Annotated in this window: 18 protein-coding genes; 6 read left to right on the forward strand and 12 right to left on the reverse strand. The window is 73.0% G+C overall.

Annotation, left to right across the window (positions count from 1 at the left end; all coding sequences use genetic code 11):
- Positions 1 to 118: 118 nt before the first annotated feature.
- Positions 119 to 349 (reverse strand): WhiB family transcriptional regulator, encoded by a 231-nt coding sequence (locus ACI79P_RS08720; protein ID WP_456580700.1) that lies wholly within the window; start codon positions 347 to 349, stop codon positions 119 to 121.
- Between the two features lie 382 nt (positions 350 to 731).
- Here ACI79P_RS08720 and cofD point away from each other — a divergent pair, with 382 nt between their 5' ends.
- From cofD to ACI79P_RS08735, 3 genes are read left to right on the forward strand one after another with little or no spacing between them, the layout of a single operon-like run.
- Positions 732 to 1,682 carry a 2-phospho-L-lactate transferase gene (gene cofD, locus ACI79P_RS08725; RefSeq protein ID WP_456580643.1) on the forward strand — a complete coding sequence of 317 codons (951 nt, stop codon included), beginning with the start codon at positions 732 to 734 and terminating at the stop codon, positions 1,680 to 1,682.
- Positions 1,679 to 2,749, forward strand: a complete 1,071-nt coding sequence (locus ACI79P_RS08730; protein ID WP_456580644.1) for a coenzyme F420-0:L-glutamate ligase — start codon at positions 1,679 to 1,681, stop codon at positions 2,747 to 2,749. Before cofD ends, ACI79P_RS08730 begins: the two co-directional genes overlap by 4 nt.
- 38 nt (positions 2,750 to 2,787) lie before the next feature.
- Complete coding sequence (locus tag ACI79P_RS08735) at positions 2,788 to 3,393, forward strand: dTDP-4-dehydrorhamnose 3,5-epimerase family protein (RefSeq protein WP_456580645.1); 606 nt, start codon at positions 2,788 to 2,790, stop codon at positions 3,391 to 3,393.
- Positions 3,394 to 3,421: 28 nt separating this feature from the next.
- Here the strand turns inward: ACI79P_RS08735 and ACI79P_RS08740 are convergent, their stop codons facing one another.
- The 6 genes from ACI79P_RS08740 to ACI79P_RS08765 form a co-directional block, all read right to left on the reverse strand.
- Positions 3,422 to 4,582, reverse strand: coding sequence for a hypothetical protein (locus ACI79P_RS08740; RefSeq protein ID WP_456580646.1), 1,161 nt, complete (start codon positions 4,580 to 4,582; stop codon positions 3,422 to 3,424).
- Between the two features lie 164 nt (positions 4,583 to 4,746).
- A complete protein-coding gene (locus ACI79P_RS08745; RefSeq protein ID WP_456580647.1) occupies positions 4,747 to 5,973 on the reverse strand; it encodes an excalibur calcium-binding domain-containing protein in 1,227 nt (408 codons plus the stop codon).
- A 130-nt stretch (positions 5,974 to 6,103) separates the two neighbouring features.
- Positions 6,104 to 7,090 carry a DNA-3-methyladenine glycosylase family protein gene (locus tag ACI79P_RS08750; RefSeq protein ID WP_456580648.1) on the reverse strand — a complete coding sequence of 329 codons (987 nt, stop codon included), beginning with the start codon at positions 7,088 to 7,090 and terminating at the stop codon, positions 6,104 to 6,106.
- Entirely contained in the window at positions 7,065 to 7,835 is a 771-nt protein-coding gene (locus ACI79P_RS08755) for an SDR family NAD(P)-dependent oxidoreductase (protein WP_456580649.1), read from the reverse strand. The genes ACI79P_RS08750 and ACI79P_RS08755 overlap by 26 nt, the downstream gene beginning before the upstream one ends.
- A gap of 22 nt (positions 7,836 to 7,857) precedes the next feature.
- Positions 7,858 to 8,982 carry a mannose-1-phosphate guanylyltransferase gene (locus tag ACI79P_RS08760; protein WP_456580650.1) on the reverse strand — a complete coding sequence of 375 codons (1,125 nt, stop codon included), beginning with the start codon at positions 8,980 to 8,982 and terminating at the stop codon, positions 7,858 to 7,860.
- 25 nt (positions 8,983 to 9,007) lie between these two features.
- Positions 9,008 to 9,973: a glycosyltransferase family 2 protein gene (locus ACI79P_RS08765; RefSeq protein WP_456580651.1), complete on the reverse strand. Its 966-nt coding sequence runs from the start codon at positions 9,971 to 9,973 to the stop codon at positions 9,008 to 9,010.
- Between the two features lie 97 nt (positions 9,974 to 10,070).
- Here ACI79P_RS08765 and glf point away from each other — a divergent pair, with 97 nt between their 5' ends.
- On the forward strand, positions 10,071 to 11,258 hold the full coding sequence (gene glf / locus ACI79P_RS08770; protein WP_456580652.1) for a UDP-galactopyranose mutase: 1,188 nt from the start codon (positions 10,071 to 10,073) through the stop codon (positions 11,256 to 11,258).
- 30 nt (positions 11,259 to 11,288) lie between these two features.
- Here the strand turns inward: glf and glfT1 are convergent, their stop codons facing one another.
- From glfT1 to ACI79P_RS08790, 4 genes are all read right to left on the reverse strand, one after another.
- A complete protein-coding gene (glfT1, locus tag ACI79P_RS08775; RefSeq protein ID WP_456580653.1) occupies positions 11,289 to 12,194 on the reverse strand; it encodes a galactofuranosyltransferase GlfT1 in 906 nt (301 codons plus the stop codon).
- Positions 12,191 to 12,958 carry a galactan export ABC transporter ATP-binding subunit Wzt/RfbE gene (gene wzt / locus ACI79P_RS08780; RefSeq protein ID WP_456580654.1) on the reverse strand — a complete coding sequence of 256 codons (768 nt, stop codon included), beginning with the start codon at positions 12,956 to 12,958 and terminating at the stop codon, positions 12,191 to 12,193. The genes glfT1 and wzt overlap by 4 nt, the downstream gene beginning before the upstream one ends.
- Before the next feature lie 10 nt (positions 12,959 to 12,968).
- On the reverse strand, positions 12,969 to 13,793 hold the full coding sequence (gene wzm / locus ACI79P_RS08785; RefSeq protein ID WP_456580655.1) for a galactan export ABC transporter permease subunit Wzm/RfbD: 825 nt from the start codon (positions 13,791 to 13,793) through the stop codon (positions 12,969 to 12,971).
- 87 nt (positions 13,794 to 13,880) lie between these two features.
- Positions 13,881 to 15,017 (reverse strand): glycosyltransferase family 4 protein, encoded by a 1,137-nt coding sequence (locus ACI79P_RS08790; protein WP_456580656.1) that lies wholly within the window; start codon positions 15,015 to 15,017, stop codon positions 13,881 to 13,883.
- Between the two features lie 135 nt (positions 15,018 to 15,152).
- Here ACI79P_RS08790 and rfbA point away from each other — a divergent pair, with 135 nt between their 5' ends.
- The gene (gene rfbA, locus ACI79P_RS08795; RefSeq protein ID WP_456580657.1) at positions 15,153 to 16,016 is read left to right on the forward strand and encodes a glucose-1-phosphate thymidylyltransferase RfbA; all 864 of its coding nucleotides are present in this window, start codon (positions 15,153 to 15,155) and stop codon (positions 16,014 to 16,016) included.
- Between the two features lie 130 nt (positions 16,017 to 16,146).
- On the opposite strand, the gene ACI79P_RS08800 is transcribed toward rfbA, so the two are convergent.
- Positions 16,147 to 17,244, reverse strand: coding sequence for a glycosyltransferase family 4 protein (locus ACI79P_RS08800; RefSeq protein WP_456580658.1), 1,098 nt, complete (start codon positions 17,242 to 17,244; stop codon positions 16,147 to 16,149).
- A 42-nt stretch (positions 17,245 to 17,286) separates the two neighbouring features.
- Here ACI79P_RS08800 and ACI79P_RS08805 point away from each other — a divergent pair, with 42 nt between their 5' ends.
- Complete coding sequence (locus ACI79P_RS08805; protein WP_456580659.1) at positions 17,287 to 18,249, forward strand: glycosyltransferase family 2 protein; 963 nt, start codon at positions 17,287 to 17,289, stop codon at positions 18,247 to 18,249.
- Position 18,250 lies beyond the last annotated feature (1 nt).

Below are 18,250 nucleotides of genomic sequence, written 5' to 3' on the forward strand. Positions count from 1 at the left end.
GCCCCGAACAGAACCACAGCCGCCGGCGAGGGGCGCCGGCGGCTGAGGTGAGTTGCTGGAACGGCCTCCCTGCAGGGGCCCGCTGCGAGCGCGCGAGCAGTGGGGGGCAGGGAGGTCCTTAGACGGCGCGGCGGCGCAGGCGGCGCCGCTCGCGCTCGGAGAGGCCGCCCCAGATGCCGAAGCGCTCGTCGTTGGCGAGGGCGTACTCCAGGCACTCAGCCTTGACCTCGCAGCCGGTGCAGATCTTCTTCGCCTCGCGGGTGGAGCCGCCCTTCTCGGGGAAGAACGCCTCCGGGTCGGTCTCGGCGCAGAGCGCGCGCTCCTGCCACGACTGGGTGTCGGCCTCCAGGCCGAACCCGAGGAAACCGACGAACGGCTGCCCCGTGCCCTGGCCCAGGGCCGTGCCCGAACCGTGCCCGGAGCCCGCCGGCCGGTCGGTCGACCGCTCCGAGCCGTTCACGTAGTCGCTCAACCACGACACCTCTGCCATGACGGTGCGTCCCCTCTCGCTCTCGTCACGGTGCGCGGCCGGCAGGACGTCCCCGGGCCGTTCAGCACTCGTCGACACCGCGGGAATTACACGCGTGTCGTTGCCCGGCCGTCAACTTCGCCCGGTGTAAGCGACACGCCACACCAGCCCCATCCGCACCAGGGCGTTCGTCACATCTCGTGGCACCCGCCGACACGCCCGGCGAACAGTCGACAAGTGCTCATCGGGCACGATGCGTTTCGTGCAGATCGTCGTGCTGGCCGGTGGTACCGGAGGGGCTCGGTTCCTGCGTGGGGTCCGCGCCGCGGCTCCCGGGGCCGAGATCACGGCCGTGGTCAACACCGGCGACGACGTGACGCTGCACGGACTGCGCATCTGCCCCGACCTGGACACGGTGGTCTACACCCTCGGCGGCGGGATCGACGAGGAGCGCGGCTGGGGGCGGGCCGACGAGTCCTGGACGGTCAAGCAGGAGCTCGCCGCCTACGGCGCCGACCCCGACTGGTTCGGCCTCGGTGACCGGGACCTGGCCACGCACCTGATCCGCACCCGGATGCTCGACGCGGGCTACCCGCTCTCGGCGGTGACCGCGGCGCTGGCCGACCGCTGGCAGCCCGGCGTGACGGTGCTGCCCATGAGCGACCAGCGGGTCGAGACCCACGTCGTCGTCACCGATCCCGAGGACGGCCGGCAGCGGGCGATCCACTTCCAGGAGTGGTGGGTGCGCCACCACGCGGCCCTCGACCCCGCCGCCTTCGTGCAGATCGGTGTCGAGGCGGCTCGCCCGGCGCCGGGTGTCGTCGAGGCGCTGGCCGCCGCCGACGCCGTCCTGCTCGCGCCGTCGAACCCCGTGGTGTCCATCGGCACCGTCCTGGGCGTGCCGGGGCTCCGGGACGCCCTGCTGGCCTCCCCGGCCCGGATCGCGGGCGTCTCCCCCGTCGTCGGCGGCGCGGTCGTGCGCGGCATGGCCGACCGCTGCCTGCCCGTCCTCGGCATCGAGGTGAGCGCCGGGGGCGTCGGCCGGCACTACGGCGCCCGCGCCGACGGCGGCCTGCTCGACGCCTGGCTGGTCGCCGAGGACGACCCCGCAGAGGTCCCGGGCGTCGACGTGCGGCGCCTGCCGCTGCTCATGTCCTCCCCCGACGCGACGACGGCCCTGGCCCGCGCCGCGCTCGACGCCTGCGCCCGGTGAGCGGGGGCCTTCTGCCGGCCGGCGTCTCGGTGCTGCCCGTCGCCGGGCTGCCGGAGTTCGCACCGGGCGACGACCTGGCCGGGGCGGTCGCGGCGGCCGCGCCCTGGCTCGCCGACGGCGACGTCGTCGTCGTCACCTCGAAGGTGGTCTCGAAGGTGGAGGGGCGGCTGGTCCGCGTCGAGCCCGGGGCCGACCGGGAGGCCGTCCGGCAGCGGGCGATCGACGCCGAGACGGTGCGGGTGCTCGCCCGCCGCGGACCGCTGAAGATCGTGCAGACCCGGCAGGGTTGGGTGGTCGCGGCCGCCGGCATCGACGCGTCCAACGTCGCCGCGGACACCCTGGTGCTGCTCCCGGAGGACGGCGACGCCTCCGCCCGGCGGCTGCGGACCCGGCTGCGCGAGCTCGCCGGGGTCGACGTCGCCGTCGTGGTGAGCGACACCTTCGGCCGCACCTGGCGCGAAGGGCTGACCGACGTCGCGGTCGGCGCGGCCGGGATCACCGCCCTGGACGACCACCGCGGCACCGTCGACGCCCACGGCAACCGGCTGGAGACCACCCGGGTCGCGGTGGTCGACGAGCTCGCCTCCGCCGCGGACCTCGTGAAGGGCAAGCTGGCCGGCGTCCCGGTCGCGGTGGTGCGCGGGCTCCCCCTGCACTCCCCCGCCGAGGACGCCGACGAGGGCACCCGGCCGCTGGTGCGCCTGCCGGCCGACGACCTGTTCCCCTACGGCGCGCGGGACCTGGTGGGCTCGCGCGAGCCCGCCACCGAACTCGTGCCGCGCCCCGGGGACCGGGAGGCCGCAGCGGCGGCGTTCCGGGTGGCCAGCGCGGCGCTGCCGGAGTTCCCCGTGGTGCTCCGGCACGGCGGCGAGGGCGACGGCGCCGTCGACGTCCACCTCCCCGATGCGGTGACGACGACGAGCGCCCTCAACGCCGGTGCCCTGGTCGGCGCCGCGATCGTGCAGCTGCACGCCGAGGGCTGGGCCACCCGCTGGGAGCCGGCGGCCACCGCCGGGGGGACGTCACTCGTCGGCAGGCTCTGGCTGGGCAGCCCGCACCGACCGTGACCGGGCGACGTCGACGGGGCGGTAGGTAGGTTGCCGGCATGGAGATCCGCGAACTCGCCGTCCCGGACAGCTACGTGCTCGACCTCGTGCCGCACGGGGACTCGCGGGGTCGTTTCACCGAGTGGTACCGGGCCGACGTCCTCTCCGGGGCGACCGGTTTCGGCCTCACGCTGGCCCAGGCCAACCACAGCGTCTCCGCCCGCGGGGTGCTCCGGGGCGTGCACTTCGCGCTGGTCCCCCCGGGGCAGGCCAAGTACGTGTACTGCCCCAGCGGCAAGGTGCTCGACGTGATCGTCGACGTCCGGGTCGGCTCGCCGACCTTCGGGGTGCACGACTCCGTCCTCCTCGACAGCGAGCAGCCGAGGGCGGTCTACCTCGCCGAGGGTCTGGGCCACGCGTTCGTGTCGCTGGCCGACAACAGCTCCGTCACCTACCTGGTGTCCTCCGGCTACTCCCCCGGCCGCGAGTTCGGGATCAACCCGATGGACCCCGAGCTCGACCTCCCGTGGCCCGGGGACATGGAGTTCGAGTTCTCGGCCAAGGACCAGGCCGCCCCGTCGCTGGCCGAGGCGCGGGAGCAGGGGATCCTGCCGACCATGGAGCAGTGCGCGGCCCGGTACGCCGAGCTGCGGGCGGAGACCTGAGGGTCCCCGGCCGCAGCTCGGCCGCGGATCAGACCGCGCCGCCGAAGAAGACCGAGTCCTCGAAGAAGTCCGGCGCGACCTCCAGGCGGAGCTGACCGGCCTCGCTCTCGAGCACCTGGAACAGGAACGTCGCGGTCAGGCTGCCGCCCGGTGGGATGGAGCCGGAGAAGTAGTTGTCCGGGTCCGATCCACCGCTGTCGAAGGTGAGCGACGCGGCGTTCCCCGCACCTCCACTGGTCAGCATGACGTCATCGAGCGGCTGGAAGGTCGTCGATGTCTTGTTCGTGAAGGTGATGGTGAAGAGCACTCCGACATAGCCGGCCGACGGCGATGGCGCAGCCGTCGAGGAGACGTGCACCCGCTGCGGCTGCTGCACCGTGACAGCGACTCCGTAGGGGAGCGTGGCGGTAGCGCCGAAGTTGAAGTGCGAGACGGTGAAGGACCGGCAGCCGAGTACCGGGTTCCGCGTGCCATCCCCCACGTTGATCGCGTACAGGCAGAGTTGGTGGACGCCGGGGAGCGGCGGGGTCAGGATCCCTGAGAAACCGTGGTGCGGGCCGTACGCAGGGAAGACCGCGGCGATGTCGGCCCGGCTCTGCCCGGCTGCCACGTCCGCGGCGAACACCCCGTCCACGTACGCGTGGACGTTGATCGGGGCCGGAGTCTCCGGGTCGAGGGTCCAGCCCCGGAAGTAGAGACCCTGGCCGATCAGGGCGACCTGCTCGAGGTTGCCCACGGGGTTCAGCGCTGCGGACCCGCCGACGGTGACGTTCCGGCAACCCAGGAGCGGATTGGCGTCACCGATCCCGACGTTGATCGCGTAGACGCAGACCTGGTGTCCACCGCTGCTCAACGAGCCCAGGTCGAGGGCCCAGCCGTGCAGCGGCCCGTACGACGGGTAGGCGGCCGCAACGTCGTATCGGGGGTCGTCGGCCGTGGCCGTCGCTGCGAGACGGCCGTCGACGTAGGCGTGGACGTCGATGGCGGCGGCCGTCTCCGGGTCGAAGGTCCAGCCGCTGACATGGAGTCGGCCGTTGTAGCTGAATCCGTCCACGTTCCCCACCGGATTGAGCGGCGAGGCGGCTGCGGCCGACCCGCTCAAGCCGACAACCATCATCGCCGCAGTGACTGCGACGCCGAATTTGCGCATTGCTCCCCGTTTCTTCTCGCCACCGGGCAGTGGCCGCACGGAAAGTAGCCCGCCTCGATGTCCGCAGGACGCTCTCGCGATGAGGCACCGCACTCGTGGGCCGGGAGTGGCGATTGAGCTGCGGGGGCACCATGTCGTGCCCTTCCCGAAGAGTCGATCGTGGTGCCAGGCAGACCTCGTCGAGCCCGACGGTCAGCCGGCAGTCACAGCTCCTCGGGTTCGCAGGCCACCAGGTCGTTGTCCGGGTCGAGGTGGTTCACGTCGCCGTAGTACGGCAGGGCTTCCTCGAAGAACTGCTGCGCCGCCGCGCGCGTCGCGAAGTCCGTGCAGGACCGGTACGGCGGTCGCGGCGGGGTCTGGGGCCCGCCGTCGTGCGGGACCGTGACCGTCCGGCAGCCCAGGTACACCTCGCGGACCGTGCCCCCACCGAGGTTCGACGTGAGGAGGCACACCCGGTGCGTTCCCCGCGGGGGCGTGTCCACGAGCACCTGGACACCGTGGTGCGGGCCGTAGGAGGGGTAGACGGCGGCCACGTCGTGACGCGGATGCTCCGCCCGCAACGCACGGACGACCGGGACGCCCACCTGGACGGCGACCGAGATGGGCGCCGGCGTCTCCGGGTCGAAGGTCCAGCCCCGCACCAGGAGCCCGCGATCGGTGAGCTCCACACCGTCGAGGCTGCCGACCGGGTTGAGCCCCGGATCCGGAGCGACGGTGAAGTCCCAGCAACCGAGCAGGGTGTCCCCCGTGCCGCCGCCGACGTTCACCGCCGTGATGCAGGCCCGGTGCACCCCCGCCAGCAGTGGACCCGCGTCGATCTCCCAGCCGTGCCAGGGACCGGTGCCCAGGTGGGCAGCCTCGACGTCCGGCCGCCATCGGTCGGCCAGCTCGTAGGAGATCGGGAGGCCGTCCACCGTGCCCCTCACCCAGATCGGCTCGTAGGTCTCGGGATCCAGAGCCCAGCCGCGCAGGAGCAACCGGCCCTCGTACCGGGCGGACTCCACGTTCCCGATCGGGTCCTGGCCGCCGCCGGGCACCACCACGTCACGGCACCCGAGCAGCGGGTTGGTCTCCCCGCGCCCGACGTTGATCGCGTACACGCAGACCCGGTGCGGTCCTGGGGGGAGCGACCCGAGGTCGAGAGACCAACCGTGGGCGGCCCCGTAGGACGGGTGGACGGTGGCCACGTCCGGACGGTTCCCGTCAGCCGTGCCGGAAGCAGCCCACCGCCCGTCGACGTAGGCGTGCACGGAGATGGCCGCCGACGTCTCCGGATCGAAGGTCCAGCCGTTGACGATCAGCCGGTCGACGTAGCCGGCCGAGTCGAAGCTGCCGACCGGCTCCAGCGGCACGGACGCGGCCGCGCCGGAGGCGACGGTGAGCCCGACAGCGGCCAGCAGGACCACGAGCACAGACCTGCACGTGCGCACGTCACTCCTCAGCGTTCTGCCGCCCCTTCCGGCATGGCCGCCGCGGTCCGCGCACGCCGGAAGGTACAGCCTGAACGACCGCCCAACGCGTGGCGCGTCGCCACGATGAGTGGTGACTCGCCCGCTTGGTTCAGATGCGCCGGTGGTCGGTCGGCGCGAAGCGCGGGCCACGCCGGGGGCGCCGTGGCCCGCCCGCCAGGAGCAACCGCACCACCCGCTGCCGTTGGCCGCGCCAGGGCTCCAGCAGCGCGAGCATCTCCTCGTCGTCGGTGTGCCGCCGCCCGGTGAGCGCGAAGCCGACCACGTTCTTCAGGTGGTAGTCCCCGACGCTCACCGCGTCGGGGTCGCCGCACGCCCGCTGGACGACCTCGGCCGCGGTCCAGACACCGACGCCGGGGACCGTCCGCAACCGCCGCTGCAGCTCGGCCGAGTCGCACCCCTCGTCGACCTGCAGCCGGTGCGCGACCCCGGCCACCGCCCGCAGTGCGCGGCGCCGGGCCCCGTCGAGACCGCAGCGGTGCCACTCCCAGTCGGTCACCTCGAGCACCCGGCGCGCCGACGGCACCACGCGCATGCCCTGAGGAGCGGGGCCGGGTGCCGGCTCACCCGCGAGGCGGCACAGCTCGCGGAAGACCCGGTAGGCCTCCGCCGTCGTCACCTTCTGCTCCAGGACGGCGGGCACCAGCGCATCCCACGCGCGGCCGGTGCGCCCCAGCCGCAGTCCCGGGTGCGCACGGTGGAGCTCGGCCACCAGCGGGTGCGCTCCCCCCGGACGGAACTCCTCCGGCCGGTCGTCGGCACCCAGCCAGCCCGGCACGGCCGCCGCCGCGCGCTCGGCCCCGGGACCCCACGCGTCGACCCGCACCGCACCCGCGTCGCGGCTGATCGCCACCGTGGCCGGCCCCTCGACCGTGGTCGTGGTCCGCCACAGACGGCCCTCGGCGACCTGCATCGTGGGATCTGCCGCTCCCCGGCGGTGCGGCGACAACGCCCGCCCCACGTCCAGCGGCCAGCCCGGCACCCAGGCCACCGTGTGCTCGGCGGCCCGGGTGGCCGGGGTCGTGCTCGTGCTCAGGAGGTGCTCCGGGTGCTCAGCGGGGGGCCATGCGCAGCGCACCGTCCATCCGGATGACCTCCCCGTTGAGGTAACCGTTCTCGACGATGGCGAGCGCGAGCTCGGCGAAGTCCGACGGACGGCCGAGCCGCTTGGGGAAGGGTATGCCCGCGGAGAGCGCCGCCCGCGCCTCCTCGGGCAGCGAGCCGAGCAGCGGCGTGTCCACGAGCCCGGGCGCGATGGTGCAGACGCGCACGCCCACGCTGGAGAGGTCACGGGCCGCCGGCAGGGTCATGCCGACGACGCCTCCCTTGGACGCCGAGTACGCCAGCTGGCCGATCTGGCCGTCGAACGCGGCGATCGAGGCCGTGTTGACGACGACGCCGCGCTCTCCTTCCTCGCCCGGCTCGGTCTGCGCCATCGCCGCGGCGGCCAGGCGGAGGACGTTGAAGGTGCCGATCAGGTTCACGCCCAGGACCCGCGTGAACCCGCCCAGCTCGTGCGGCTCACCGTTGCGTCCGACCGTGCGCTGCGCCAGGCCGATCCCGGCGCAGCTGATCGCGATCCGCAGCGGCCGGTCCTTGCCGGTCGCCTCGGCGACGGCGGCCTGCACCGAGGCCTCGTCCGTGACATCGGTGCGGATGAAGGTGGTGTGCCCACCCAGCTCCGCGGCGAGCGCCTGCCCCCGCTCTTCGTTCAGGTCCATGATCGTGACCGCGGCACCCCGGGCGGCGAGGGCTCTCGTGGTGGCCTCCCCGAGACCGGAGGCCCCGCCGCTGACCACGGCTGCGACGTCGAAGTTCTTCATGTCCCGCAGCCAACCACGGCGGTCAGCTGAAGCGACGGCCGTGTCGCTCCTCCACCGCGGTCAGCAGCTGCTTCACCCGCTCGGCCTCGGCGACGGGGCAGACCGCGGTCACGTCCGCGGTGTGCACCACGACGCTGTCGCGCACCCCCACCAGCGCCACCAGGTGGTCGGGGTCGTCGCTGAAGACGACGTTGCCGGAGCTGTCGAGGAGGACGGCGAGCCCGCTGACGGCGTTGCCGTCGCCGTCGTGGTCCAGGGTGTGGGCCAGCGCGGGCCAGGAGCCGACGTCCAGCCAGTCGACGTCGAGGTCCGCGACCAGCACCCGCCCGGGTTCGGCGGCGGCCGGCTCGAGCACCGCGTAGTCCACGCTGATCTTCGGCAGGGTCGGGAAGACCGCGGCGAGCACGGCGTCGCGCGCCTGCCCCGCCGGTGCGGCCACGATGCGCGCCAGCCCCTCGGCCGACGCCGGCAGGTGCTCGGCCAGCGCCTCGAGGACCGTGCCCGCCCGCCAGACGAACATGCCCGAGTTCCAGAGGTACTCCCCCGAGGCCAGGTACTGCCGCGCCGTCGCCAGGTCGGGCTTCTCCCGGAAGGAGTCGACCTCGGCCACGCCGGCGGTGCCGCTGGATGCACCGCGCCGCACGTACCCGAACCCGGTGGCCGGGCCGGTCGGGGTGATGCCGAGCGTGACCAGCGCACGTGGCCGGTCGCGGAGCACCTCGAACGCGGTGCGCAGCACCGTGGCGAAGCGCTCGACCGGGCGGATGACGTGGTCGGCGCTGACGACCGCGAGCTCGGCGTCCGGATCCACGTCCGCGACCAGCGCGGCGGCGAGCCCCACGGCGTTCGCCGTGTCCCGGGGGACGGGTTCGAGGATCAGCCGGTCGGCACCGAGCCGCGGCAGCGCGGTGCGCACCTGCTCGCCGTAGCCGGCCGCGGTGCAGACCCAGATCCGCTCGGCGGGCAGCACCGCCTCGAGACGGGCGAACGCCTCGGCGAGCAGGCTGTGGGCACCACGCGGGGCACCGGTGGCGGCACCCTGCTCCTCGTCGGCGATCACGTCCAGGAGCTGCTTGGGGCGGGCGGCCCGGGACAGCGGCCACAGCCGCGTACCGGAGCCACCGGCCATGATCACTGCGTGGCGCACGGAGGCCCCCCTCGTCCTCGAACGGTCATCCCGGGGACGCCCCGCCCACCTCGTCACCCCGCCGGCGCCACGGACGCCGGCGCGAGCGGGGCAGCGCCTCCGCGGACCTCTGGGGCGGTGCACCGGCCCCCACGCGAGCGCTCACGTAGGAGACCAGCATCCGGCCACCGAGCCCGGCGCGGAGGGCCACGCGCAGCGGCAACCGCGACGGCCCCGGATGGCGGCGCACCAGGTAGCGCAGCGCGCTGGTGTGGTGGACCCGCTGCATCCGGTGCGGGTCGCGGCGGGTCGAGTGGCCGCCCTCGTGCTCGACCACGGCGGTCGGGGCGTAGACGTGCAGCCAGCCGCGCTCACCGAGCCGGGCAGCCAGGTCGACGTCCTCGAAGTACATGAAGTAGCCGGGATCGAACCCGCCCACGGAGTGGAACGCCTCGAGGTCCACCAGCAGGCACGAGCCGGAGAGCCAGCCCGCGGTCCGCTCGCGCGGCTCCTCCCGCTCCCGGCGGTACCGGGCGGTCCACGGGTTGCCCGGCCAGACCCAGCCGAGGAGGGCGTGCCCGGTCCCCGTCGACAAGGAGGGGAGGTCACGCGCCGACGGGTACAGCCGGGCGTCCGGCGAGCGGATGGCGGGACCCACGGTCGCCGCCCGCGGCCACCGCCGCGCCACCGCGATCAGCTCGTCGACCGACCCGGGCTCGAAGCGGAGGTCAGGGTTCGCCACGAGGGCCCACCCGGACCGGACGTCGGCGAGCCCGGCGTTCACGGCCGCGCCGTAGCCCACGTTGCCACCGGTGCGCAGCAGCCGGACGTCGGCGACGCCGGAGGCGGCCCGCTCCGGCACCCCGTCCGTGGACCCGTTGTCCGCGAGGACCACGTCGAGCGGCCGGGTGGTCGCCGTGCGGAGGGTGTCCAGGAACCCGGTCAGGGACTCCCCGGGCGAGTACGTCACGGCCACCACGCGCAACGGCGGGTCGGCGGGCACATCGCTCACCCTGCGGACAGTACGTCTCGCCCGGCCCACGCCCGGGAGACGGGGGCCTCGGCGCTCGCCCGGTCGGACCGGACCCCCACCGGTAGTGTCGGGCGGCATGAGCACGGACGCCCCTGACCTCGTCGTCGTCGGATCCGGCTTCTTCGGTTTGACCGTCGCCGAACGGGCCGCGAGCCAGCTCGGCAAGCGCGTGCTGGTCATCGACCGCCGGTCCCACATCGGGGGCAACGCCTACTCCGCACCCGAGCCCGAGACGGGCATCGAGGTGCACGTGTACGGCGCCCACCTGTTCCACACGTCGAACGAGCGGGTCTGGCAGTACGTCAACCAGTTCACCGAGTTCACGAACTACCAGCACAAGGTCTACTCGATCTACCAGGGGCAGACCTACTCGCTGCCGATGAACCTGGCCACGATCTGCCAGTACTTCGGCAGGAGCTTCTCCCCCGACGAGGCCCGCGCCCTCGTCGCCGAGCAGGCCGGAGAGTTCGACACCGCAGAGGCGGCGAACCTTGAGGAGAAGGCCATCTCCCTGATCGGCCGGCCGCTCTACGAGGCGTTCATCCGCGGCTACACGAAGAAGCAGTGGCAGACCGATCCCACCGAGCTGCCCGCCGCCGTCATCGCGCGCCTGCCGGTGCGGTACACGTTCGACAACCGCTACTTCAACGACACCTACGAGGGTCTGCCGAAGGACGGCTACACGGCCTGGCTGCAGCGGATGGCCGACCACCCGAACATCGAGGTGCGGCTGGACACGGACTGGTTCGACGTCCGCGACGAGCTCCCCGCCGACGTCCCCACGGTGTTCACCGGCCCGATCGACAAGTACTTCGGCTACGAGGCCGGGGAGCTGGGCTGGCGGACGCTGGACTTCGAGACCGAGGTCCTGCCCACCGGGGACTTCCAGGGCACCTCGGTCATGAACTACGCGGACGAGGACGTGCCCTGGACCCGGATCCACGAGTTCCGGCACTTCCACCCCGAGCGCGACTACCCGACCGACAGGACCGTCGTGGTGCGGGAGTTCTCACGGTTCGCCGAGACCGGCGACGAGCCGTACTACCCCATCAACACGCCCGAGGACCGCGCCAAGCTCGAGCGGTACCGGGAGCTGGCCGCCAAGGAGGCGGCGGAGAAGCGGGTGCTGTTCGGTGGCCGGCTCGGCACCTACAAGTACCTGGACATGCACATGGCGATCGGGTCGGCGCTGACCATGTTCGACAACCGGATCCGGCCGTTCTTCGACCAGGGCGCCTCGCTCGACGGCCGCCTGGAGGACTGACGGAGGGCGGCGCCCGCCGCGCCGGGCCGTTCAGCGGCGGACGAACCGCTCCCGCCGGCCGGCACGGGTCAGCCTCAGCCAGTCGCGGAACCCGGCCGGGTCGCGCCGGGACACCAGGAAGAACCAGCTGAACCGGATCATCTCCAGCGGCCACAGCCACCTCATGCCGGGCTGAGCCATCAGGTAGCCGCGGTTGCGGTACGTGAAGAAGCGCTTCACCTCGTCGTCGGGGTACTGGGCGGACAGCGCTCCCCGCAGGATCGGCTTGAACTCCCGCGACCCGCTGGGATGCAGGTACGCCGTCCCCGTCGTGGTGCCGAACCGCAGGCCGGAGCGCATGAGCCGCCGGTGCATCTCGGTCTCGTCGCCGCGGAAGAACATCCGGTAGTCGGGCACCCCGATCACCTCGAGGGCGCGGGCCCGGAACAGCGCACCGTTGAACAGCGAGGCGTAACCGTCCAGCAGGTGGATCCCGCGGAAGTCCTCGTGCCAGTGCCGCCAGCGGAGCCCGCGACGGAGCGGGAAGGCCAACCGCTCGGGGTGGTCCATGTCCAGGACCATCGGGGAGATCTCGTCCAGGTCCAGGGCCTGCGCCTGCCCCAGGAGGGTGGCGAGGACCTCGTCGTCGGCCGGCCGGCCGTCGTCGTCGGCGCACCAGACCCAGTCAGCCCCGAGCGACAGGGCGTACAGCATGCCGAGGGCGAAGCCACCCGCCCCGCCGAGGTTCCGCCGGGAGGGGAGATAGGTCGTCGGCACCCCGATCGAGTCCACCACCCGCTCGGTCTCGATGTCGTTGCCGTTGTCGACCACCACGACGTGGTCGACCGGGCGGGACTGCCGGCAGAGGGCGTCCAGGCTCCTCGCCAGGGTCGCGGGACGGTCCTTGGTGCAGACGACGGCCACCACGAGCTCCCCCGGGCCACCGGGCAGGCTCACGAGGAGCCACCGTGGTAGAGCCCCAGGACCTCGTCGAGGGGGCCCTGCGCCCGCACCTGGCCGTGCTCGAGCCAGAGCGCCGAGTCGCACAGCTGGCGCAGGAAGTCCTCCGAGTGCGAGGCGAACACCAGCAGCCCGGCCCGCTCGACGAGGTCCGCGAGCCGTTCCTTCGCACGCTCCAGGAAGGCGGCGTCCACGGCGCCGATCCCCTCGTCCAGCAGCAGGATCTCCGGATCGATGCTGGTCACCACCCCGAGCGCCAGGCGGATGCGCATGCCGGTCGAGTACGTGCGGAGCGGGAGCGAGAGGAAGTCGCCCAGCTCGGTGAACTCGGCGATGTCGTCGATCCGGCCCTGCATCTGCCGGCGCGTCATGCCCAGGAAGAGGCCCCGGATGAGGATGTTCTCGTAGCCGGAGATCTCCGGGTCCATGCCGACGCCCAGGTCGAAGACGGGCGCGACTCGGCCCCGGATCTCGGCGGTTCCCCGTGTGGGTTCGTAGATGCCGGAGAGCAGGCGGAGCAGGGTCGACTTCCCCGCGCCGTTGTGCCCGACGAGTCCGACCCGCGCTCCGTGGCCCAGCTCCAGGGTCACGTCCCGCAGGGCCTCGACGATCGGCACCTTCCGCGCGCTGTCGATGTTGCCGCCGACCAGGCCGAGCACGGTCTTCTTCAGCGACCGGCTCTTCCCGTCGAAGACGGGGAAGTCGACGCAGGCTCCGGTCAGGGAGATGCCCACATCCGTGTTCGTGGACGTCGTCGTCATCGCAGCGCCCTCATACCCAGTAGGCGACCCGCGCCCGGTACCGCCGCAGGACGAGGAGGGTCAGCAGCCAGCCGAGGACGGTGATGCCCGCGACCACCAGCCAGTGGTGCCACACCTGCTCCTGCCCCAGCATCGGCCTCCGGACGATCTCGACGAAGTGCATGAGCGGGTTCAGCTCCACCAGCCGTGCCCGTTCGGCGATCGTCGGGTTGGGGCTGTTCAGGAAGTCCTCGTAGATCCACACGATCGGGGTGAGGAAGAACGCCAGTTGCACCACGCTCTGCACCACCGGCGTGAGGTCGCGGAAGCGGGTGCTGGCGATCCCGAAGAACAGCGCGACCCAGACCCCGTTCACGGCGAGGAGGAGGAAGGCCGGCAACGCCAGGAGGCTGCTCCAGTCGAGGGGCTGGGGGAACACCAGGAGCATGATCGCGTAGACCACGAGGTTGTGCGCGAGGAACAGGGACTGCCGCCACACGAGCCGGTAGACGTGCACGCTCAGCGGCGCGGGCAGGTGGTGGATGAGGCCGACGTTGCTGATGAAGACGTCGGCACCCTCGATGATGCAGCCGCTGATGAAGCCCCAGACGATGAAGCCGACCAGGATGTAGGGCAACTGCTGCTCGAGGGGGTTGCCGAACAGTCCCGCGTACAGGATGCCCAGCGCCACGGCCGTGACGGCCATGCTGATCGAGATCCAGACCGGCCCGAGGACCGACCGGCGGTAGCGCTGCCGGATGTCCTGCCAGCCCAGGTGGCCCCACAGGGTGCGCTGCTGCCAGCCGGCCCGGAGGTCCCCGAACGCCCTCCCCAGCGAGATGCTCGGCGCGGTCACCGGGCGCGGTGCGTCGACGAGAGGAGCTCCCACACGCGCCGCTCTCCCCTCCACGTCCGACGAACGGAGCCCACCGGAGCTCGCCGGTCAGGCTGATGCAGCGAGAGAGTACGTGCGGAGGTGCCGTTCGGTACAGGCGGCCCAGGTGAAGGTGCCCGCGCGGGTGATCGCCGCGGCGGACAGCTCGGCGCGCCGCTGCGGCCGGTGCAGCAGCTCGCCCAGCGCGGCGGCGATCCCCTCGGCGGTGGGCTCGGTGTACGCGACGGCGTCACCACCCACCTCCGGGAGGGCCAGCGACGTGGTGGTGAGCACCGCCGCCCCGCAGGCCATCGCCTCCAGCACGGGGAGCCCGAAGCCCTCGGCGAGGCTCGGGTAGGCCACGACGTCGGCCCCGCCCAGGAACCCGGAGAGCAGATCGAGCGGGAGGTAGCCGGGCATGTGGACCTCCAGCTCCCCCGGCACCTCCGCCAGCGCGTCGTCGATGCGGGAATCCCAGCCACGCCCACCGGCGATCACGAGCGCCGGCGGCTCCGGGAGGTCGCTGACCGCGGCGCGCCAGCCCTCGACCAGGGCGGGCACGTTCTTCCGCGGCTCGATGGTGCCCAGGAATGCCACGTACCGAGACGCGCGGAGTCCGAGGTGCTCCCGCGCGGCGCGCACGCCGTCCTCGTCCGGGACGTGGAAGGTCGAGGGGTCGACGCCGTGGTGCGCGACGTCGACCTGGCCGTGCACGGCCCCCGTGACCCGCGCGAGCTCGTCCAGCGTGGCCTGCGAGGGCACCACGCACCGGGCGGCCAGGCGCAGCGACGCCCTGGTCCAGGTGCGGAAGAAGGCCCGCTTGACCGACAGGTGGACGTCGGGGTGCGTGAAGAAGGTGGCGTCGTGCAGGGTCGTCACCACGGGCACACCGCTGCGCAGCGGCATCGTGTAGTGCGGGCAGTGGACGACGTCGGCGCCCACCCGCTCGGCCAGCCGGGGTAGCCCGGTCTGCTCCCACAGCATCCGCGCCGGGCGCCGGGCGACACCCCGAGGGGCGGCCACCACGTCGGCGCACGGGGCCAGCTTGCCGTAGTGCTCCAGGTCCCGGTGCTGGCAGACGACCACCAGGTCGGCGCCGGCGTCCCCCAGACCCCTGATCAGCTGGTCCACGTAGCGCCCCACGCCCCCGCGGTTCTCGGGGACCGCGGTGGCGTCCATCAGCACCCGCACATCGGCGCTGCGCATGATCACCACTCCGTTCGGCCGCCTGCTCGCCCACGGTACGTAACGGCAGCGGCGGACGCCCGGACCGACCGGCGCGCCCGCCCGGGAACTACCGCCGAAAAAGGCGCGCGGATTGGGCACAGTTATCCTTGCGCGGTGCGAGGGATCATTCTGGCCGGCGGCAGCGGCACGCGGCTCTATCCGATCACCAAGGGCATCAGCAAGCAGCTGATGCCGATCTACGACAAGCCGATGATCTACTACCCGCTGTCCCTGCTGATGAATGCGGGTATCCGGGAGATCCTCATCATCACCACCCCGGAGGACCGGCCCTCGTTCGAGCGGCTGCTCGGCGACGGGACCGACATCGGGATCGAGCTGTCCTACGCCGTGCAGCCGCGGCCGGAGGGCCTCGCGCAGGCGTTCGTGATCGGGGCGGACTTCATCGGCGACCAGCCGGTCGCCCTCGTGCTGGGCGACAACATCTTCTACGGCACCGGCCTGGGCCAGAGCCTGCGCGCGAACACCGACCCGCAGGGCGGGCACGTCTTCGCCTACCACGTGGCCAACCCCAGCGACTACGGCGTCGTCGAGTTCGACGAGGCCGGCCGGGTCATCTCCATCGAGGAGAAGCCCGCCGCGCCGAAGAGCTCCTACGCCGTCCCCGGCCTCTACTTCTACGACAACCAGGTCGTCGACATCGCGGCCAAGATCCAGCCGAGCTCCCGCGGCGAGCTGGAGATCACCGCGGTGAACGACGAGTACCTGCGCCGCGGCCAGCTGACCGTGACGGTCCTCCCCCGCGGGACGGCGTGGCTGGACACCGGCACGCACGTCTCGATGATGCAGGCCGCCGAGTTCGTCCAGGTCGTCGAGGACCGGCAGGGCTGGAAGATCGGCTGCATCGAGGAGATCGCCTGGCGTCGGGGGTACATCGACGACACCCAGCTCCGCGCGCTGGCCGAACCCCTCGTCAAGAGCGGCTACGGGAGCTACCTGCTCCGCGTGCTGACCGACTGAGCTGCACCACGGTCGACGAGGTCGGCCGACCGTGGTGCAGGCGGGCGGACGATGGGGAAACCTGCCGTCGGCGTAGCTGCCGTGGACGCACACGTGCCGCGGGCTGCCCGCCGGTCCCCCCGCGCCAGCGTCACAGGCGGGCGTACAGCGACCACAGCCGGTCGGCCACCGCGTCCCAGGTGAAGTCGGCGGCACGCGCGAGCCCTGCGGCACGCAGCGCAGCCCGCTCCCCGGGATCGGCGATCAGCTCCTCCAGCGCCCCCGCGAGGGCCTTGCCGTCCCCGGCGGGCACCACCCGGGTGGCTCCGCCGCCGACCTCGACGAGGGCGGGGGCGTCCGAGGTCACGACGGGCACCCCTGCGGCCATGGCTTCCACGACCGGGAGCCCGAAACCCTCCGCCCGGCTGGGGACGACGGCGAGCACGGCGCCCGAGAGGACGGCGGCCAGGTCTGCGTCGGACACGCCGCCCAGCAGGCGCACGCTGCCGTCCGGCAGGCCGAGGTCCGTCGCCATGGCGGAGGGATCGATCCCACCCCATCCCGGATGACCCACGACCGCGAGCGGCGGGAGTTCGCCACCCGCCGCGGCGAGCGCCGTGAGCAGCACGTCGAGGCCTTTCCGGGGCTCCAGGGTCGCGACCGTGACCAGGTGGCCACCGGTCAGCCCGAGCCTCGTCAGGCGATCGGCGGCATCGGCGGGTGCGCGCAACCGGTCACTCACCCCGGCTCCCGCAACCACCACGGGCGCCCGCAGATCGACGTGGTCGCGCAACTCGCGGGCCACCGCCTCGGTGGGCACCACGATGGCGTCCGCCTCACGGCCGACCCGCTGCGCCATCGCGCGGTGCCAGCGCACCCCTCGGGGAGTGAGCGTCCCGGGGTGCGTCCACGGCACCGCGTCGTGCACGGTCACCACGAGCGGGGCCCCGCGCCGGCGCGGAGGAGCCAGCAGTGTCGGTGCGTGGACGACGTCGGCGCCCCGCGGACGCGGTGGAGCACCCACTTGCCACGCGACGGTCAGCGGCCGTGCGGGCAAGGCCAGCCTCCGCGGGCCGCGCACTCCGGGCCGCCGAGCCGCCCCGGCATCGCGGTGCCACGCGGTCCACGCGGTCACGGAGTCGCCCGGGGACGCCCGGCGCGCCAGGGCCTCGGCGACTTCACCGGCGTAGCGCCCCGTCCCGCCGGGCACCCGGGACAGCACCTGCTCCAGCACGACGGCGACCCGCACCCGTCTCAGCCTACGGGCAGCGGCACGCCTACCGTGCCGACCATGAGGACCACGCCGAACCCTCCGGCCGGCGGCCACGATGACGTGACCGTCGTGGTGGTGACCTGGCAGGGGGCACACCTCCTCACGCCTTGCCTGGACTCGTTGCGGCGTCAGACGTTCCCCCACCGCGTCCTCGTCGTCGACAACGCGTCCACCGACGGGACCGCCGAACTGCTCGCGGCGCGGCCCGACGTGCGGGTGATCCGGACCGTGGAGAACCTGGGCTTCGCCGGCGGGGTGCAGGCCGGGATCGACGTCGTCGACACCCCGTTCGTCGCCCTGCTCAACAACGACGCGGTGGCCGACGACCACTGGCTGGAGGAGCTGATGACCGCAGCCCGGGCGCACCCGGGGTGCGCCGCCGTCACCTCTCTCATCCTGCTCGCCGACCGGGCAGCCCCCACCGTGAACAACGCAGGCGTCACGCTGCTCGACACCTGGTACGGCACGGACATCGGGTACGGCGAACGGCCCCAGGACCACGCCGACCCCGGGGAGGTGTTCGGCTTCAGCGGCGGAGCCGCGCTGCTCCGCACGGAGGCGGTCCGCTCCGTCGGGGGCTTCGCGACCGAGTTCTTCCTCTACTACGAGGACACCGAGCTGTCGTGGCGCCTCCGCGACGCGGGGTGGGCCATCCGGTACCAGCCGACGGCCGTGGTCCGGCACGCCCACTCCGCGACCACCGACCAGAGTTCCCGCCTCTTCGCGTACCACAACGAGCGGAACCGGCTGTGGATGCTCATGCGCCGGGCCCCGTGGCCGACGGTCCTCCGTGCCTACGTCCGGTTCCTCCTGACGACGACCTCCCTGGCGCTGCGGCACCGCGGCAGCAGGAGCGGAGCGCTGCCCTGGAACATGCGGCTCCCCCTGCGGCTGTCCGTCGCCCGGGACGCGCTCCGGTACCTGCCGCGCGCGGTGGCACTCCGGCACCCGTCAGGCGCTCGTCGACCGCCCCCCGCGTGAC

Source organism: Blastococcus sp. SYSU DS0510 (assembly GCF_054050835.1).

What these genes read in the sequence shown, in the direction of transcription:
- glf (WP_456580652.1), top strand. Translation starts at nt 10,071, where the DNA reads ATGAGCACGGACGCCCCTGACCTCGTCGTCGTCGGATCCGGCTTCTTC.
- ACI79P_RS08735 (WP_456580645.1), top strand. Translation starts at nt 2,788, where the DNA reads ATGGAGATCCGCGAACTCGCCGTCCCGGACAGCTACGTGCTCGACCTC.
- ACI79P_RS08790 (WP_456580656.1), bottom strand. Translation starts at nt 15,017, where the DNA reads ATGCGCAGCGCCGATGTGCGGGTGCTGATGGACGCCACCGCGGTCCCC.
- ACI79P_RS08805 (WP_456580659.1), top strand. Translation starts at nt 17,287, where the DNA reads ATGAGGACCACGCCGAACCCTCCGGCCGGCGGCCACGATGACGTGACC.
- ACI79P_RS08755 (WP_456580649.1), bottom strand. Translation starts at nt 7,835, where the DNA reads ATGAAGAACTTCGACGTCGCAGCCGTGGTCAGCGGCGGGGCCTCCGGT.
- wzt (WP_456580654.1), bottom strand. Translation starts at nt 12,958, where the DNA reads ATGACGACGACGTCCACGAACACGGATGTGGGCATCTCCCTGACCGGA.